This window comes from Mesorhizobium metallidurans STM 2683, from assembly GCF_000350085.1.
GTDB classification, from domain to species: Bacteria; Pseudomonadota; Alphaproteobacteria; order Rhizobiales; family Rhizobiaceae; genus Mesorhizobium; species Mesorhizobium metallidurans.
The window spans coordinates 56535-71891 of the sequence record NZ_CAUM01000143.1 but is presented as its reverse complement, the minus strand read 5'-3'; the positions used below and the strand labels follow the sequence as shown (position 1 = coordinate 71891).

14 protein-coding genes are annotated in these 15357 nt (G+C 64.1%); 9 read left to right on the top strand and 5 right to left on the bottom strand.

The genetic code is table 11. From position 1 onward, the window contains the following. Positions 1-17 precede the first annotated feature (17 nt). Positions 18-1238 carry a hypothetical protein gene (locus MESS2_RS23845; protein ID WP_008877075.1) on the bottom strand — a complete coding sequence of 407 codons (1221 nt, stop codon included), beginning with the start codon at positions 1236-1238 and terminating at the stop codon, positions 18-20. A 142-nt stretch (positions 1239-1380) separates the two neighbouring features. On the opposite strand from MESS2_RS23845, the gene MESS2_RS23840 reads away from it, so the two are divergent. After that, on the top strand, positions 1381-2130 hold the full coding sequence (locus MESS2_RS23840) for a DUF899 domain-containing protein (RefSeq protein WP_008877074.1): 750 nt from the start codon (positions 1381-1383) through the stop codon (positions 2128-2130). Positions 2131-2243: 113 nt separating this feature from the next. Continuing rightward, positions 2244-2537, top strand: a complete 294-nt coding sequence (locus MESS2_RS23835; RefSeq protein WP_008877073.1) for a hypothetical protein — start codon at positions 2244-2246, stop codon at positions 2535-2537. 118 nt (positions 2538-2655) lie between these two features. Here the strand turns inward: MESS2_RS23835 and MESS2_RS23830 are convergent, their stop codons facing one another. Further along, positions 2656-3510, bottom strand: a complete 855-nt coding sequence (locus MESS2_RS23830; RefSeq protein WP_008877072.1) for an aldo/keto reductase — start codon at positions 3508-3510, stop codon at positions 2656-2658. A 194-nt stretch (positions 3511-3704) separates the two neighbouring features. Between MESS2_RS23830 and MESS2_RS23825 the strand changes: the two genes are divergently transcribed. Together MESS2_RS23825 and MESS2_RS23820 are read left to right on the top strand one after the other, a co-directional pair. Then, positions 3705-4376: an ankyrin repeat domain-containing protein gene (locus MESS2_RS23825; protein ID WP_083918677.1), complete on the top strand. Its 672-nt coding sequence runs from the start codon at positions 3705-3707 to the stop codon at positions 4374-4376. Positions 4377-4776: 400 nt separating this feature from the next. Then, positions 4777-6237: a coiled-coil domain-containing protein gene (locus MESS2_RS23820; RefSeq protein ID WP_008877070.1), complete on the top strand. Its 1461-nt coding sequence runs from the start codon at positions 4777-4779 to the stop codon at positions 6235-6237. Positions 6238-6286: 49 nt separating this feature from the next. On the opposite strand, the gene MESS2_RS23815 is transcribed toward MESS2_RS23820, so the two are convergent. Further along, on the bottom strand, positions 6287-7810 hold the full coding sequence (locus MESS2_RS23815) for a winged helix-turn-helix domain-containing tetratricopeptide repeat protein (protein ID WP_008877069.1): 1524 nt from the start codon (positions 7808-7810) through the stop codon (positions 6287-6289). Here MESS2_RS23815 and MESS2_RS23810 point away from each other — a divergent pair. Continuing rightward, positions 7810-8145: a hypothetical protein gene (locus MESS2_RS23810; protein ID WP_244440068.1), complete on the top strand. Its 336-nt coding sequence runs from the start codon at positions 7810-7812 to the stop codon at positions 8143-8145. The genes MESS2_RS23815 and MESS2_RS23810 overlap by 1 nt on opposite strands. A gap of 210 nt (positions 8146-8355) precedes the next feature. Here MESS2_RS23810 and MESS2_RS23805 read toward each other — a convergent pair whose 3' ends face one another. Beyond that, positions 8356-8973, bottom strand: a complete 618-nt coding sequence (locus tag MESS2_RS23805; protein ID WP_008877067.1) for a TetR/AcrR family transcriptional regulator — start codon at positions 8971-8973, stop codon at positions 8356-8358. 479 nt (positions 8974-9452) lie between these two features. Between MESS2_RS23805 and MESS2_RS23800 the strand changes: the two genes are divergently transcribed. The 3 genes from MESS2_RS23800 to MESS2_RS23790 are packed head-to-tail and all read left to right on the top strand — an operon-like array spanning position 9453 to position 13221. After that, positions 9453-9938, top strand: coding sequence for a (2Fe-2S)-binding protein (locus tag MESS2_RS23800; protein ID WP_083918676.1), 486 nt, complete (start codon positions 9453-9455; stop codon positions 9936-9938). Next, positions 9935-10918, top strand: coding sequence for an FAD binding domain-containing protein (locus MESS2_RS23795; RefSeq protein ID WP_008877064.1), 984 nt, complete (start codon positions 9935-9937; stop codon positions 10916-10918). Before MESS2_RS23800 ends, MESS2_RS23795 begins: the two co-directional genes overlap by 4 nt. After that, positions 10915-13221: a xanthine dehydrogenase family protein molybdopterin-binding subunit gene (locus tag MESS2_RS23790; RefSeq protein WP_008877063.1), complete on the top strand. Its 2307-nt coding sequence runs from the start codon at positions 10915-10917 to the stop codon at positions 13219-13221. Before MESS2_RS23795 ends, MESS2_RS23790 begins: the two co-directional genes overlap by 4 nt. 87 nt (positions 13222-13308) lie before the next feature. Here the strand turns inward: MESS2_RS23790 and MESS2_RS23785 are convergent, their stop codons facing one another. Beyond that, positions 13309-14319, bottom strand: a complete 1011-nt coding sequence (locus MESS2_RS23785) for a zinc-dependent alcohol dehydrogenase family protein (RefSeq protein WP_008877062.1) — start codon at positions 14317-14319, stop codon at positions 13309-13311. A gap of 105 nt (positions 14320-14424) precedes the next feature. Between MESS2_RS23785 and MESS2_RS23780 the strand changes: the two genes are divergently transcribed. Then, the gene (locus MESS2_RS23780; protein ID WP_008877061.1) at positions 14425-15354 is read left to right on the top strand and encodes a LysR family transcriptional regulator; all 930 of its coding nucleotides are present in this window, start codon (positions 14425-14427) and stop codon (positions 15352-15354) included. The last annotated feature ends 3 nt before the right edge of the window (positions 15355-15357 follow it).

The window sequence follows — 15357 nt, the reverse complement described above, 5'->3', positions numbered from 1 at the left end:
CATGATGTCCTGCCTTCTTAACCGTTCGGCAGCGGCGCCGGGAGTAACAAGGTGGTCGTGAATCCGGCCACCGGCGGCGTCATCCAGCGGCGCGCGCGCCCATGCCCGAACGACTGCACCTTGCCAGACTCCGCAAGCTGCTCCAGCGCCCGCTGCACGCTGCGCTGTCCAGCGCCAAGCGCCAGCGCCAGCGCCGAGCTCGCCCAGGATTCACCATCGGCAAGGAAGGCAAGCACCGCCGCGTGCCGCTCTTCGATCGGCCGCGCCAGCACCACCACCTCGCCGGCCTGGCGCGGCGCCAGCGCAAAGCCCCGGTTCGTCGCACCGATGTCGGCGAGCGTCCGCAGTTCGGCGCGCAGCCGGCCGATCTCGACCCGCAGCCGCGCGCGGTGCGATTCGTCGGCGTGCCTGCCGCCGAAGGCCCGCGCGATGAGCGTCGCCCTCGACACATCTCCAGGCCACGCTTCGGCCAGAGCGCGCGCCAGCGCGAAAAGCACCGGGCGTGTTGCCAGCGAGACGGTGGTTTCCCGCTGGCGCGCGACATAGCGGAAGGTATCGACGACCAGCGCCGGCGAGGCCTGCAATGCCTCGACTTCCTCAAGCAGCAGCGGGCGCTCCTCACCATGCGCGATCAGCCGCGCCGCCGGCGTGTCCAGCGCCAGGAATGCGCTGTCGACCTCCGCCATAAGGCCCGGGATGCGGGCCTGGCGCGCGGCATGGCGTGCCCACTCCAACGCTGAGCGCGCTTTTCTCGTCTTGAGGCGCCGCATGGCGATGCCGGCGACAGCCAGTTCGTGCGCGGCTCTTGAGGCCGGCGGAAGTGGGCCGGGGTCGAGTCCGGCCAGCACAAGCTCGGCCTGGTCGAGCCGGCCGATCAGCAGCAGGCGCCGCACTTCGAGGTGTCCGGCATGCGCGGCGTTCAGCCGGTCGCCATGCTTTTCCAGCGTCGTCCGCGCCGCGTCAAGCGCCTTGGCCGGCCAGCCGAGGTCACGCGAGACCAGCGCGATCTCGGCCTCGGCGACGATGCATCTGGCGCGCGCCACCGCCTCTTTCGGGCCGAAAGCGCGCACAGCCCGCCGCAACAGCACCTTGGCGCGATCGAGGTCGCCGAGCTGCGCCATGGCGATGCCGCGCAAGGCGAGTGCCGGCGCGTCCTCGCGCAAGGCGATGCGGTCGAGCGCGCCGAGCGGATCACCCGCCGCCAGCGCCAATGCCGCGGCCGTGATCAGCGAGTCCATTCAAATCCCGTCACACCAAATCCCGTCACACCAAATCCCGTCACACTTGTAACTCCCACCTTCCAGCACAGCGGCGGTACTCTACCTCACGATCAACGCGCAACAACACGTCGCAACGACAGACTGGCAAAGGAGAAGACCAATGACCAAGCACACCGCAATGAAGACACCACCTGTTGTTTCGCAGCAAGCGTGGGAGGCCGCGCGCGAAGGGCTGCTGGTGAAGGAAAAGGCCACGCTCCGCGCCAAGGACGCGCTTGCCGCCGAGCGTCGGCGCATGCCGTGGATGGCGGTGGAGAAGCCGTATGCGTTCGAGGGGCCTGACGGGAAGGCGAGCCTGCTCGATCTGTTCGAGGGCCGCCGCCAGCTTATCGTCTACCGCGCTTTCTTCGAGCCGGGGGTCTATGGCTGGCCCGAGCACGCCTGCCGCGGCTGCTCGCTCGGGGCCGATCAGGTCTCCAATCTCGCTCATCTGAACGCCCGCGACACCACGCTCGTCTACGCCTCGCGCGCGCCGCAGGCCGACATTGCGCGGCTGAAGAAGCGGATGGGCTGGGAGATGCCCTGGTACACCATCACCGACAGCTTCGACGCCGACTTCGGCGTCGACGAGTGGCACGGCCACAACGTGTTCATCCGCGACGGGAAAAGCATCTTCCGCACCTATCTCATCAACAGCCGCGGCGACGAGGCGATGGGGACGGTCTGGAGCTATCTCGACGCGACGCCGCTCGGCCGCCAGGAGGTTTGGGAGGATTCGCCCGAAGGCTACCCCCAGACCCCGACCTACAAATGGTGGAACTGGAACGACAATTACGAGGCCGCGCCCGACAAGAAATGGGCCGAAGTCTCCGATGCCGGCGAGGCGGCATTCCGGAACAAGGACGACTAGGGCGGTGGATTTGGCGGGAGCGCCTGGCGCGCCGTTCATCCAGGGCGCCGGCGCTCCGCTCCTCCTTGGCTCGCGCCAGTGGCGCAGCCGCGCTCTGCTGCAGGAGACAGATCATGAGCATGACCCATACAGATGCCAGCGGCACTATCCCCAGTGAAAACGCAAATGCGGCTGGCGCGGCGGCCCCTGGCATTGCCGACTGGCTGTGCCTTGCCGCGGCCCCGACCTTCGCCCTGATGGCGCTGCTCACCATTCTCAGCGACGATGCGGCGATGCTGTGCATGGGGGCGAATGCCTCGCCGCTCACCGGCCTGCCTCTAACCGGAATGCCGGCGATGTATCTCCTGATGAGCGCCTTCCATCTGGCACCCTGGCTGAGGGTGATTTCCGGCCGGCAGGCCCAATAGGGGTCTACCAACCCCTCGTCCATCGGCAACGGCTAATCGACAGCCCAACTCGCCGGCTACGATCGAGGCAGGGCTCGCAGATCCGACCTGATACGCTGCACACCTTCAAGTTTGCTCGTCAAAACAGGAACGCGGCCGTGGCGGGGTTCGGTCCGGTGCGGCCGTCGGGCGAGTCCAGGCCGCGGATGGCCTCGAGGTCGTTCGGTCCCAGCTCGAAATCGAAGACGTTGAAATTTGCGGCGATCCGCTCCTGATGGATCGACTTCGGAATGACGATCAGCCCTTCCTGGAGATGCCACCGGATGATGATCTGGGCCACCGACTTGCCGTGCTTCCTGGCGATGCCTGCCAGGGTCGGGTCGCTTAGCAGCCGGCCGCTGCCCAGCGGGCTCCAGCTTTCGATGCGGATGTCGTGTTTTGTATGATAGTCCCAGATGTCGCGCTGCTGAAAGCGAGGGTGCAACTCGATCTGGTTGACCGTGGGCGTCACGCCGGTCTCGCCGATGATCCGCTCCAGATGGTCCTGGTTGAAATTCGAGACGCCGATCGACTTGATGCGGCCGGCTTGCCTGAGGTCGATCAATGTCTTCCATGCCTCGACATATTTATCCTGGCTGGGCACCGGCCAATGGATCAGGAACAGGTCGATCCGGTCTATCCCGAGCTTGCTCATCGTTTCGTCGAAAGCCCGCAGAGCGGCGTCACGCTGATGCGCGCCGTTGCGCAGCTTAGAGGTGATGAACAACTCGCGTCTCGGCACGCCGGCCGTGCGGATTGCCTGTCCGACCCCTTCCTCGTTCTGGTAGCCCTCGGCGGTGTCGATCAGCCTGTAGCCAGCCTCGATCCCCCAGCCCACGACTTGCGCCGTAATGGCGGGATCGACCTGCCACACGCCAAGGCCAATCTGGGGAATGGCGGAGCCGTCGTTCAAGGCAATCTGTTCGGGTCTGTTCAGGGTAATCTGTTCAGGCATGTTGAGATCCTTCTGTATCGCTCCGCCCGGCGCGCCAATCTTATCTAGTCCCGCCAATCGCCAAAGCGAGTCGATATCAGGAGAATGTGACGAAACGGACGTGAGGCGCCGATCTCGATGTCCATTTCGGGCAGACATCACTCAAGCTTTGACCCCGACGGACTTTAGGGTTCCTCCCCATTGTCGCGGATTGTATGATACTCTGCGGGAATATCCGGGAGACGGCTGCATTGACCAAAAGCTTGGAAGCCGAAGAGGCGAGAGGTTGGCCCAACCTGCTGGTCGCGGCGGAAAAAGGCGATGCGGAAGCCGTTCGATCGGAGTTGGCGGCCGGCGCCGACATCAACGAAATGGACGAAGGCGGCTGGTCGGCGCTTCATCTTGCAGCCCTCAATGCCCGCACCGCGGCAGTCGAAGCATTGATCGAAAATCCGGCAATCGATGTGAATTCCAGGAACAAATGGAAGAGCACGCCTTTGAGCCTGGCTTCAGCCAGGGGCCACTACGCCCCTGTTTCGGCCCTCGTCAAACATCCCAAGATAGAGATCAATGCGCGAGCCGACTACTACGGCAGGACGGCGCTGATTGAAGCAGCAAAGAACGGGCATCTGGATGTCGTCAAGTTGCTTCTGGAGAACGGTGCCGACGTAAATCTGACGGACAAGACAGGACGAAACAACGCACTCATCGAGGCCATCAAGGGACGGCACTACGAGATCGCGGAATATTTGCTGGAATCGGGGAAAGTGAACTTTCTCAACAAGGAGATGAGGCTGAACGCCCTGATCTGGGCTGGCAGCATCCGTAACCATCACCTCATCGAAAAGCTGGAAGCCGCGATCCATAGGTTCTTCGAGGGCAAGTAAGCCTCGCTGCGACGAAATACTGCCCGATGATTTGCCGAGCCTCTTCGAAGGCTCAAGTCTCCAACCGTGACCGGAATATCGCCCTCTCCCGGATAGAAGCCGGGCGAGCCTGCGCGAGGAAGTTGTACTGGAGACACATCGCTTGGCAGGGTTCATTCTAAGTGTTTTGAATGCTTATATTTTTCAATCCGGCTTCCATCTGCCAAGGTTACGGCCTCGTCACCGTTTGTGTCATTCGAACAGACGAGGACAGTGGCCATGCCTGTGCCTAGCGTTAACTTGGCCCTATGCGCTCACGATCGGGAAAGAGGTTGAGTCCGTATCCGGCCTGTATGGGAGGCGAGGATCAAACCCTGAAAACTCCCTTCCTGGTGGCGTTGTACGAGAGGGAGATCCGGTCATGAAATTCAAAGCTCTGATAAAGCGTGCCGAGGTTGTGGATGGAGCGTTCGAGCAGCTCGAATCCGATCTGGCGGATGCGTTCGATGAATGTATCAACCTGGACGATGAGTGGCCGCCGGAGGACGCGGTCGGTATCTCGGACGAGAATCTCGCGGCAAGGAATGACAACACGCTGCTTGAGTACAATCCGCTGTCCGAAGACGATGCGCTGCCAGAGGACAATTCGGGCGAAACCGCGCTGCGGCTGACTTCCCACGCCCAAACCCGACTGGCTGCCTTGAATGCCGTCGACGAGCTCTTCCACGATGCGCAGGAATATATGGGGGAGATCAATGCGAAGCTGTCGGAGATCGCGACCTCGCATCATTTGACAGGCGAGTACCTGAAACTTCTGCACGGAGACATTCTTCGCGCGAACGAATTGGAACTGACGAATGCCAGCCTGACCACGCAGCAACGGGCGCTGTCGGACCAGCTTCACGATGCGACCAAAAAACAGCGCGAGCGCGACAGCGTCATCGAGACCCTGCAGCAGCACGAGGCAAGCCTGATCGAGGACAAGGAGGCGCTTCGTAGCGCGCTGGCCGCGGCAAGGCTGGAACTGGTCGTGGCAGGCAATGCGAGCGCAAAACGCGAAGCGGAGTTCGGCGACCTCGTCAAAACGATTTCGGCCAAGGCGGTCGAGGTCGACAGGCGCTCGCGCGAGAACGAGATGCTGCGGGAAAAGCATGTCAGCCTTTCGATCGATCTCGACAAGGCGCTGAAGCGGGAAGCCGAGGCGCGGCACAGGTTGGATGAACTGTCGACGATGCATGCCAATGACGCGGCGCGGCTTGCGGACCTGCTGGCCGCGCTCGGCAAGAGCGAAAAAGAGGAAATGCGGCTGCAGAAATTGCTCGATACCGCGCAAGCCAAGCTGTCGGAAACGGCGGAAGCGGCGCGTATCAGGGACGGCGACAGGGAAGCCGAACTGCAACGCGGCCTCACGGAGATGGGCGGCCTGCGGTCTGAAATTCAGGGCCTGCAATCGCGATTGGAGCTTGCCTCGCATGAGAGCAGCGAAGCCGCCGGCGAGATCGCCAGGCTCAAGGTTCAATGGAGCGATGCTTTTGCCGAAAAGCAGATCGCGGAGCAGAAATTGTCCGCGCTCATCAAGGAGAATGAGCAAGACAAGATGAGCCTTTCGACGGTGAACGCGAACTTTTCGCAGCTTTCCCTGCAGCAGGCATCCGAACAGATCCAGCACGATGTCCAGAGGCAGGAGTGTGAGGATCTGCGCGCCGAAGTCGCGGTGCTCAATGCGCGGGTCAAGGAGCTGTTGCCCTATGAGCGGCTCCACAAGGTGACAAACGCCAGGTCGCGCGAGGACACCGTGGTCGAGATCACCGGCGCGGTTGCGGAGAAGGCGCGCGCCACCAGCAGGCGGCGCGTCCGTCCAAGCCTGCGCGCCGCATCGTAACGCGGCGGCCGTCATCAGCCGGCGCCAGGACCGTGGCGCCGGGTTTACCTCAGGTTTCGGCCTCATAGGCTGCAAGTGCCTTGGCGACGCCGGCAACGAGGTGTTCGATGTCGCTCGCATGTTCGAAGGCGAGCCCGGTTTGCGCAAACTCCAGTGGCGAATAGTCAGGCGCTATCCGCTTGACTTCCGCCATGATGCGCTGGGCTTCCTTCAGGTCGCCGAGTTGCGCGTGGCACCCCGCCAGCCTTGTAAGTCGCCAAGGGGTCTTCGAGGGGATCTTGGACATGCTGACAAGCGCGGCCTTGTAATCTCCAGCCGAGTATTGCGCGATGGCGCGATCAAAGTAATACCAATCGGGATGGATCGGGTTGATCCGTATCGCATTATCAAGCGCCGCGAGTGCCTCAAGCGGCCTGCCTCTCATCGTCAGCAAGTAGCCCATCTGGGCAACGGTATCGGCGTCATACGGATTGAGGTCGAGGGCGCGTTTGAGATGATGTTCAGCTGCTTCGAACCGACGGGCCGAGAGGAGAGCCTGGGCGAGCACGCGATGACAGCGTGGCTCTTCAGGAGCCAGCGTCACGGCATGCTCCGCGCGGTCGATCACCGAACCAAGCAAGGGCGCTGATGCGTCAGCGTAACCGCCGATTATGAGCTCGGTGAGCGCTACGTAGGAATGCGCCAATGCATAGGCCGGGTCCTTCGCGACCGCCGCCTGGAAAAGACCGCGCGCGACCTCGTTGTCGTCATCCCCATAACCGCGCAGACGGGCCAGTCCGCGCAGCAGAAGCTCGTATGCAGCCAGACTGTCTGGAGGCTTTGGCGATGCCTGCTTGATACCTGCGTCGTCGAGCCGGGCAACCAGCCGGTTCACTACACGGTGGGCGATTTCTTCCTGCATGTCGAAGATCTGGCCGCCAGACGCAGAAAACGTATCGCTCCACAGGACTCCACCCGTCGAGGCGGCAGTGAGACTGACGGTGACCCGCGTGCCGTCCGCACGCGTTGTCGCCCTGCCGCGAACCAGATAGGTGGCGCCAAGGCTGTCGCCAACGGCACGCCAATCGGAAGTCGAATCCGAGACGAAGGCAAAGCCGGAATTGCGCGCCAGCACGACGACTGTTCCAAAGCGAGCCAACGCATTGACGATATCTTCGGCAAAGCCGTCCACCAGAGGGGTGTCTTCAGGCGCACCTTCATTGGTGAAGCGCAGCACCGCAACGCTTGGCTGTCCAGCGCGCTCTTGCTTTGGAGCTTCGAGACGAGAGAGGATGTAGCCGCGTTTGGCAACCGTGCGGATAATGGTCTGGCTTTCGTCCTGCAGCGCCTTTCGCAACTCCCTGACCGCCTGCGTCAGTGAGTCCTCGGTCACGAAGACATCAGGCCACACCGCCGACATCAGTTCCGACTTGCTCGCGACACGCCCGACATTGCTGCTGAGATAGGTCAACAGATCAAACGCCTTGGAGCGCAGAGCAACAGGTTTCCCGTCGCGCAGCAGCAGCCCGCGGGCAAGATCAAGCTCGCAACTGCCAAGTGCCAGTGGTACGTTCCCTGGGTTTTCTCGCGACATTGAATGCCGATCTGACCAGCTCGACCAAACGCTGCCTGATTGGGGTCTCAATCGGCGCGGACGTCAAGGGATCAGGAGAATTTGGTTCGCCTTTACTTTGGCTGGAAGTCATCCGCCTCTCCATGGCCATGATCTCCAGCATTTCGAACATTGTTCCAGGCATGGGCGCACAAGGCGACGCAGCCATGACGGTGGATGCAAATTCCAGGAGTTCCTGCCGGGCGGCTTGGCGCGTGTTCTCATTCGGTGACATGTTCGACCTCATCCGGTTCGTTCTTCAGAACAATGAAGCCAAAGAACTGGCGCGTACCGGAAGATTTCTGAAATTCTGCTGAAATCTTGCGACGTCGAACCGCGCCCAAAATGGCGGCGCTGCCCGTCGGCCGGCGCCGCTTCGTGGTCTGGATGCACCTCGTTGCGCAATCACGACCTCCAGCTCATCATCGGCTATGACTGCTTCCAAGAAGTGGCAAAGCTGATCCCAATGGCCGACATTAGGCGCAAAGCGGACTTCGTCGCAGCACCGCGCTTTCGGCGGCCCAGCCTTACCCCTTCCCAGCCCCAAACCTCAAACCATCCATCAAGAGCTTGACCAGCCGGCGCGAGCGGTCGCGCCAGTCCTTGGTGTCGGGCGCCGAATAGATGCCGCCGAGCGCATGCAGGACATCGGAACTATCGACATCGTCGCGAATCGCGCCTGCTGCCACCGCCGCCTCGACCAGCCGTCGCAGCGCCTGCGTCACCCGGCCCGAAGTGTCCGAAAACAGCGTCGAGTTGGTGGACATCAGGATGCGCAGGCTCGTCGTCAGGCCGCGCTTGGTGGCGATATAGTCGACGAAGCGCTGCATCCATTGTTCCAGCGCGACATCGGGCGCCTCGGTGCGGGATAGCTCGTCGGCCGCCTGGCACAGCCCTTCCACCTCGCGGCGATAAACCACCTCGACCAGATGCTCGCGCGTCGGAAAATGCCGGTAGAGCGTGCCGATGCCGACGCCGGCCTGGCGGGCGATCTCTTCCAGCGAGGCATCGACGCCATGCGCGGCAAAGGCCGCCGCCGCGACCTCGACCAGCCGATCGCGGTTGCGTTGCGCATCGGCGCGCAGCTTTTTTGTCGCTGCGGCGTCGGGGTTGTCTTCAACGGTAACGGGCGGCTGCGAAGCCAATTTTTTCTCCACTCTCGAAATATGGGGCTTGAACCCGTGCGGGTCAGCCCCCACCTAATAAACGGAGGCTCCTCCGTTTTAGTGGAGCAGCCTTATCATATAATCAGGGAACCCGGTATGTCACGTCCTTCGAACCTGCAGGCCACAGCCTTCCCCAAACGCTGGAGATTGGCGAAGGCCAATGAGAGCGCAATCTCCCCCCTTGCGGGGGAGATGTCCGGCAGGACAGAGGGGGGTGCTGTCCCTCCAGCCTATCAACCAATCACAATCGCTGCCTCGGACTGGTTTCCATTTGGGCTAAATCGCAAAGGTAGCGATCCTTCCCACCCCCCTCTGCCCTGCCGGGCATCTCCCCCGCAAGGGGGGAGATCGGCAGCTCCGCCGCCTTCGCACACCTAGCCATCTGGTGACCTTGCCGCTTCCCGGCCAGGCGCCAGATCACTCCCCCTCAGCGTCAAGCAACTGGAGCCAGACGCACCATGACAAGCAAAACCCGAATCCCCATCCAACTTCAGATCAATGGACGTCAACACGAATTGGAAGTCGAGCCGCGCGTCACGCTGCTTGATGCCTTGCGCGACCATCTCGGCCTGACCGGGACCAAGAAGGGCTGCGACCACGGCCAGTGCGGCGCCTGCACCGTGCATGTCGACGGTGAGCGCGTGCTCGCCTGCCTGACGCTTGCCGTCCAGGCCGAGGGCAGGGCGGTCACATCCATCGAAGGACTGGCGCAGGAGGATGGCACGCTGCACGCGGTGCAGGCTGCCTTCCTCGAACAGGACGCGTTCCAGTGCGGCTATTGCACGCCGGGACAGATCATGTCGGCTGTCGCCTGCATCCGCGAAGGCCATGCCGGGTCGGATGACGAAATCCGCGAATACATGGCTGGCAATCTGTGCCGCTGCGGCGCCTATCCGCACATCGTCGCCGCCGTGCGCCAGGCAGCTGCGGAGGTCGCGTCATGAGGGATTTTTCCTATCTGCGCGCCAGTTCGGTCGATGCGGCGCAGCTGGCCTCGGCGCTGCCGGGCGCCATGCTGCTGGCCGGCGGCACCACACTCGTCGACCTGGCCAAATGCGGCGTTGCCGAGCCCGATACGCTGGTCGACATCACCCATCTCAAGGGGCTCGATGCAATCACGGTCGACGACCGCGGCGCCACCATCGGCGCGCTGGCGAAGATGAGCGGCGTTGCCGACCATGCCGACATCAAGAGCCGGTTTCCCGCCGTCTCGGAAGCACTGTGGCAGGCGGCCTCGGCGCAGATCCGCAACATGGCGACCATCGGCGGCAATCTGATGCAGCGCACGCGCTGCCCGTATTTTCGCGATGGCGAAAACTTTCCCGCCTGCAACAAGCGCGCGCCCGGCAGCGGCTGCTCGGCAATCGGCGGCGTGACGCGCGGCCATGCAGTGCTCGGCACAAGTGAGGCTTGCATCGCCACCTATCCGGGTGATCTCGCCGTGGCACTGGTCGCTTTCGATGCATTGGTGCATCTCGGCGACCGTCAGGTCGCGGTCGACGACTTTTTCCTGCTGCCCGGCGCCACGCCGGAGCGGGAACATGCGATCCAGCCGGGCGAGGTGATCACCGCGATCAGCATTCCGGGGACACCTGCTGCCCGGCGCTCGACCTATCTCAAAGTCCGCGATCGGCAGTCCTATGAGTTCGCCGCTGCAAGTGCCGCCGTCGGTATCGAGTTCGAGGCGGACGGCCGCACGATCCGCGACTTGCGCGTGGCGCTGGGCGGTGTCGCAACCAAACCGTGGCGGGCTCGTGGCGTGGAAGAAGCGTTGAGGGGCAAGGTGCTGGAGCCTGATGCTGTCAAGCGCGCCAGCCTGCTCGCCGTCGAAGGCGCCGTCGACCACGGCGCCAACCATTACAAGATCGAACTGGCGCCGCGCGTCGTCGCCCGCGCCATCCTGAAATTGGGAGAAACGGCATGACCGTTCACATGAAAAGACATGGTGAATCGAAACGGGGCGATGCGTCAGACGGCAGGGAGGCTGTCGGCGGCCGGCTGTCGCGCGTCGACGGCCCGCCCAAGATCACCGGTGCCGCCAAATACGCGGTCGAGCAGCAGCTCGATGGCCTTGCCTATGCGGTGCTGGTCGAAAGCACGATTGCCGCCGGCAAGGTGCGTTCGATCGACACGGAAGCCGCCGAAAGTGCACCGGGCGTGCTCAGGGTGCTGACGCCGGACAACATTCCGCCGCTGAAAACCGCCTCGGACTGGTTGGGCACGCCACCGCCGGACGCGCCCTACTACCCGCTGGCGCGCGACATCACTTTCAGCGGCCAGCATGTCGCGGCGGTGGTGGCCGAGACTTTTGAGCAGGCCGTTGCGGCCGCGGCACTCGTCAAGGTCAGCTACGACGAGGCCCCGGCCATCGTCGACCTCAGCGACGCCAAGGCCGGCGACGGCATTCCGATCGACGCCATGACCAAGGAGTGGGGCGACGCCGAGGCGGCCTTCGCCGCGGCCCCGGTCAGGATCTGCGCCGCCTACAACACGCCGCGCGAATATCAGGCGCCGATGGAGCCGCATGGGCTGATCGCGCGCTGGCAGGGCGACCAACTGACGGTGTGGGAGCCGAGCCAATGGCTCGACGGCATGGCGCGCACCTATGCCGAATGGTTCGGCGTGCCGTTCGAGAATGTGCGGCTGGTCTCGCCCTATATTGGCGGCGGCTTCGGCTCCAAGGCGCTGGCGCTCGGCCATGGCGCGGTGGCGGCGATTGCCGCAAGGATGCTGGAACGGCCGGTGAGGCTGGTGATGACGCGGCCGCAGACCTTCACCGGCTATGGCGGGCGCGCTGCGACGCGGCAGACGGTGACGATCGGCGCCGACGCCGAGGGAAAAATCCAGTCGATCGTGCATCGCGGCGTCAATGAAACATCCATCGACGGCATGTGGGTCGAGCCGTTGGGCTCGACCACCTCGATCATGTACGCGACGCCGAATTTCTCGTCGCGGCAGAATGTCGTGCGGGTGAACTCGGTGGTGCCCGGCGCGATGCGCGCACCTGGCGAGAATCCGAGCGCCTTCGGCATTGAAAGCGCCATCGACGAGCTTGCCTATGAGGTCGGCATCGATCCGCTGGAGATCCGCCTGCGGAACTATGCCGAAGAGGATCCGCACGCGAAGAAGGCCTGGTCGACGCGACAGTTGCGCGAGGCATACGCTGTCGGCGCCGAACGCTTCGGCTGGTCGAAGCGCAGCCCTCAGCCGCGCTCGATGCGCGACGGCAACCAGCTGATCGGCTGGGGTGTCGCCGCCGGCACCTATCCGGTGCGGCGCGCCTATGGCGAGGCCATGGTGCGCATCCTCGCCGACGGCTCGGTCGAGGTCGAAAGCTCGTCGATCGACATGGGGCAGGGCACCTATACGATCCTGGCGCAGACCGCCGCCGAAACGCTCGGCGTGCCGGCGGATAATGTCGTGGTCAAGCTCGGCGATTCCCGCTTTGCCCGCGCGGGCGTCACCGGCGGCTCGCGCTTGGCCGGCGTGATGACCGGGGCGGTGCACAAGGCGGCGAGTGCCGCGCTCGACGAACTGGTGGCCTTGGCCATCAGCGATCCGCGCTCGCCGTTCCATGCGCTGCAGGCCAACACGCTGGTCGTCGCCAATGGCCGCATCGCCTCGCCGCGCGGCGACGGCCCGGAGGTCTCGATCGCCGAGCTGCTCGCCAGCGTCGGGCGCGACCGGATCGAAGCCAAGGGCGACACGATGCCGGCCAATTCGACGGCCGAGGAGCGCTACAAGAACTACACCACCATCGCCATGGCGCTGCCGCACACCGAGGGCGACTATTCCAGGTATAGCTGGTGCGCGCATTTCATCGAGGTCCGCGTCGACGAGGATTTCGGCACGGTCAGGGTGTCGCGCGTGGTGTCGGCGCTGGATTCAGGCCGGCTCTACAATCCCAAGCTCGCCGAAAGCCAGTGGAAGGGCGGCATCATCATGGGTATCGGCCAGGCGCTGCTGGAGGAAGGCATCGTCGACCGCCGCCATGGCCGCATCGTCAACAACAACCTCGCCGACTACCTCGTGCCGACCAATGCCGACATTCCCGACATCGAGGTGATCTCGGTCGGCATTCCCGACCCGCATTCCTCGGCGCTCGGCGGCAAGGGGGTGGGGGAACTGGCCATCGTCGGCGTCGCGCCGGCGATCGCCAACGCCGTGTTCCACGCCACCGGCAAGCGGATACGGGACCTGCCGATCACGCTTGAGAAGCTGATATAGGGCGGCAGGCGGAGCTGCCGATCTCCCCACAAGGGGGAGATTGCGCTCTCATCCGCCTTCGCCAATCTCCAGCCTTAAGCCACCCGCTCACCACTCCAGCGCGAAGGCAAGCTTGCCGAAATGCCGGCCGCCGGCCGCCATATGCGCGTAGGCCTCGGCCGCTTGGTCTTGGGTGAACACCTTGTCGATGACCGGTTCGATCCGGGCAGCGGCGATGGCGCGCGCGGCGTCGCGCAGGTCGGACACCGATCCGGTGTTGTTGCCCAGCACCTTGAGCGCCTTGATGATGATCGGAAGAAGGTCGGCGGTGGCCTCTGTGCCGGTGACGAAGCCGATGACGAACACCGTACCGCCGGGGGCCGCGGCGTTGAGCGAACGGGCGAAGGTGGCCGATCCGCCGGTCTCGACGATCAGGTCGGCGCCGAGGCCGTTCGTCAGTTCGAGCACCTTCGCATCCCAGTCTGGCGTCGTGCGGTAGTTGATCAGATGATCGGCGCCCAAGGCCTTTGCGCGCGCCAGCTTTTCGTCCGATGACGAGGTGATGATGACCGTGCCGCCGGATGCCTTGGCGAGCTGCAAGGCGAAGATGCTGACGCCGCCGGTGCCAAGCAGGACGACGACCGATCCCGGTCCGACATCGGCCGAGCGCATTGCGTTCCACGCAGTGGTCGCGGCGATCGGCAGCGTCGCCGCCGTCTCGAAGGAGAGATTCGCCGGCATCGGCACGACGGCGTTGGCCGGCAGCGCCACATATTCGGCGAGCGATCCGGGCAGCGTCACGCCACGCATCTCGGTCATCTCACAGGGTCGCGGACGGCCGCCGATCCAGCGCGGTTTTGCATGGGCGATAACGCGGTCGTTGAGGGCGAGCCTCGACACGCCCTCGCCGATGCCGACGATCTCACCGGCGCCGTCGACGACGGGAATGAGCGGAAAGCTGGAACCTGGATATTTGCCGCTCGCCACCGCGACATCGACGAAATTGAGGCTCGCGGCGCGCAGGCGGATCAGCACTTCGCCGCGCTGCGGGTCAGGCGTGGGAACGGTGGCCGCGCGAAACGCGTCCAGTCTCGGGGCAGTCAGTTCGATGGCTTTCATGTCTCACTCCGGTTGATGGCCGATTGACGGGCCGGGATTGAGTGAAACTAGCTGCTGCGCTATTGGTATATAATCCTTGACTTTTACATTTGAGTTCTGCGACTTATGCAGCAATCCCATGAACCGGCAGCACTGGCCGAAATGGCAGCCTTCGCGGCGATTGCCGAAGCACGCTCCTTCAGCAAGGCGGCGGCTCGCATCGGGCGCGACCCGACGATCCTGTCGCGCCGCCTGCAATCGCTGGAAGAGCGGCTGGGCGTGCCGCTGCTGCACCGGACGACGCGAAGCGTGTCGCTAACCGAAGCGGGAGCGGAGTTCCTCGTGCGCGTCCGCGCCATCCTGGCCGCGGTCGACGAGGCCGAGGCTGCCGCGTCGGCGCATGCCGGCGGCGAGCCGCGCGGCGTGCTGCGGCTGGCGCTACCCGGATCGTTCGGACGCATGTGGATCGGCCCGCTGCTGCCGCAATTTCTGGCCCAATTTCCCGACGTCCGAATCGAGGCCGAGTTCTCCAACCGTTTCGTCGATCTCGTTGCCGAGAATTTCGATGTCGCTGTCCGTCTCGGCGCGCTGGAGGACTCGCGGCTGGTGGCGCGCAAGGTCGCGACACGGCGGCGGCTGCTGTGCGCCGCGCCGTCCTATCTCGCCCGCCGGGGCACGCCGGCTGCGCCGGAAGCGCTTCTTGAACACAGCTGCCTTGGTTTCACCGGATTCCAGACCTTTCCGGCCTGGGAGATGACCGACAGCACGGGCCGCCGCGTCACCATCGAGGTTTCCGGGCCGCTGGTCACCGATGATGCCGAGGTCCTGGTCGAAGCCGCCGTGCAGGGCGTCGGCCTGATGATGAGCACCGATTGGCTGGTCGGACGCGAGCTCGCCGACGGCCGGCTGGTGCCAGTGCTGGAGGACTGGACGCTTGCCGACGAAGGCGCGGTCTATGTCGTCATGCCTTCGGCCAAGGGGCAAGCCGCCAAGACACGTGCCTTCGCCGACTGGATCGGCAAACGCTTTGCGCCGGTCCCGCCGTGGCGGAGGTGAGCT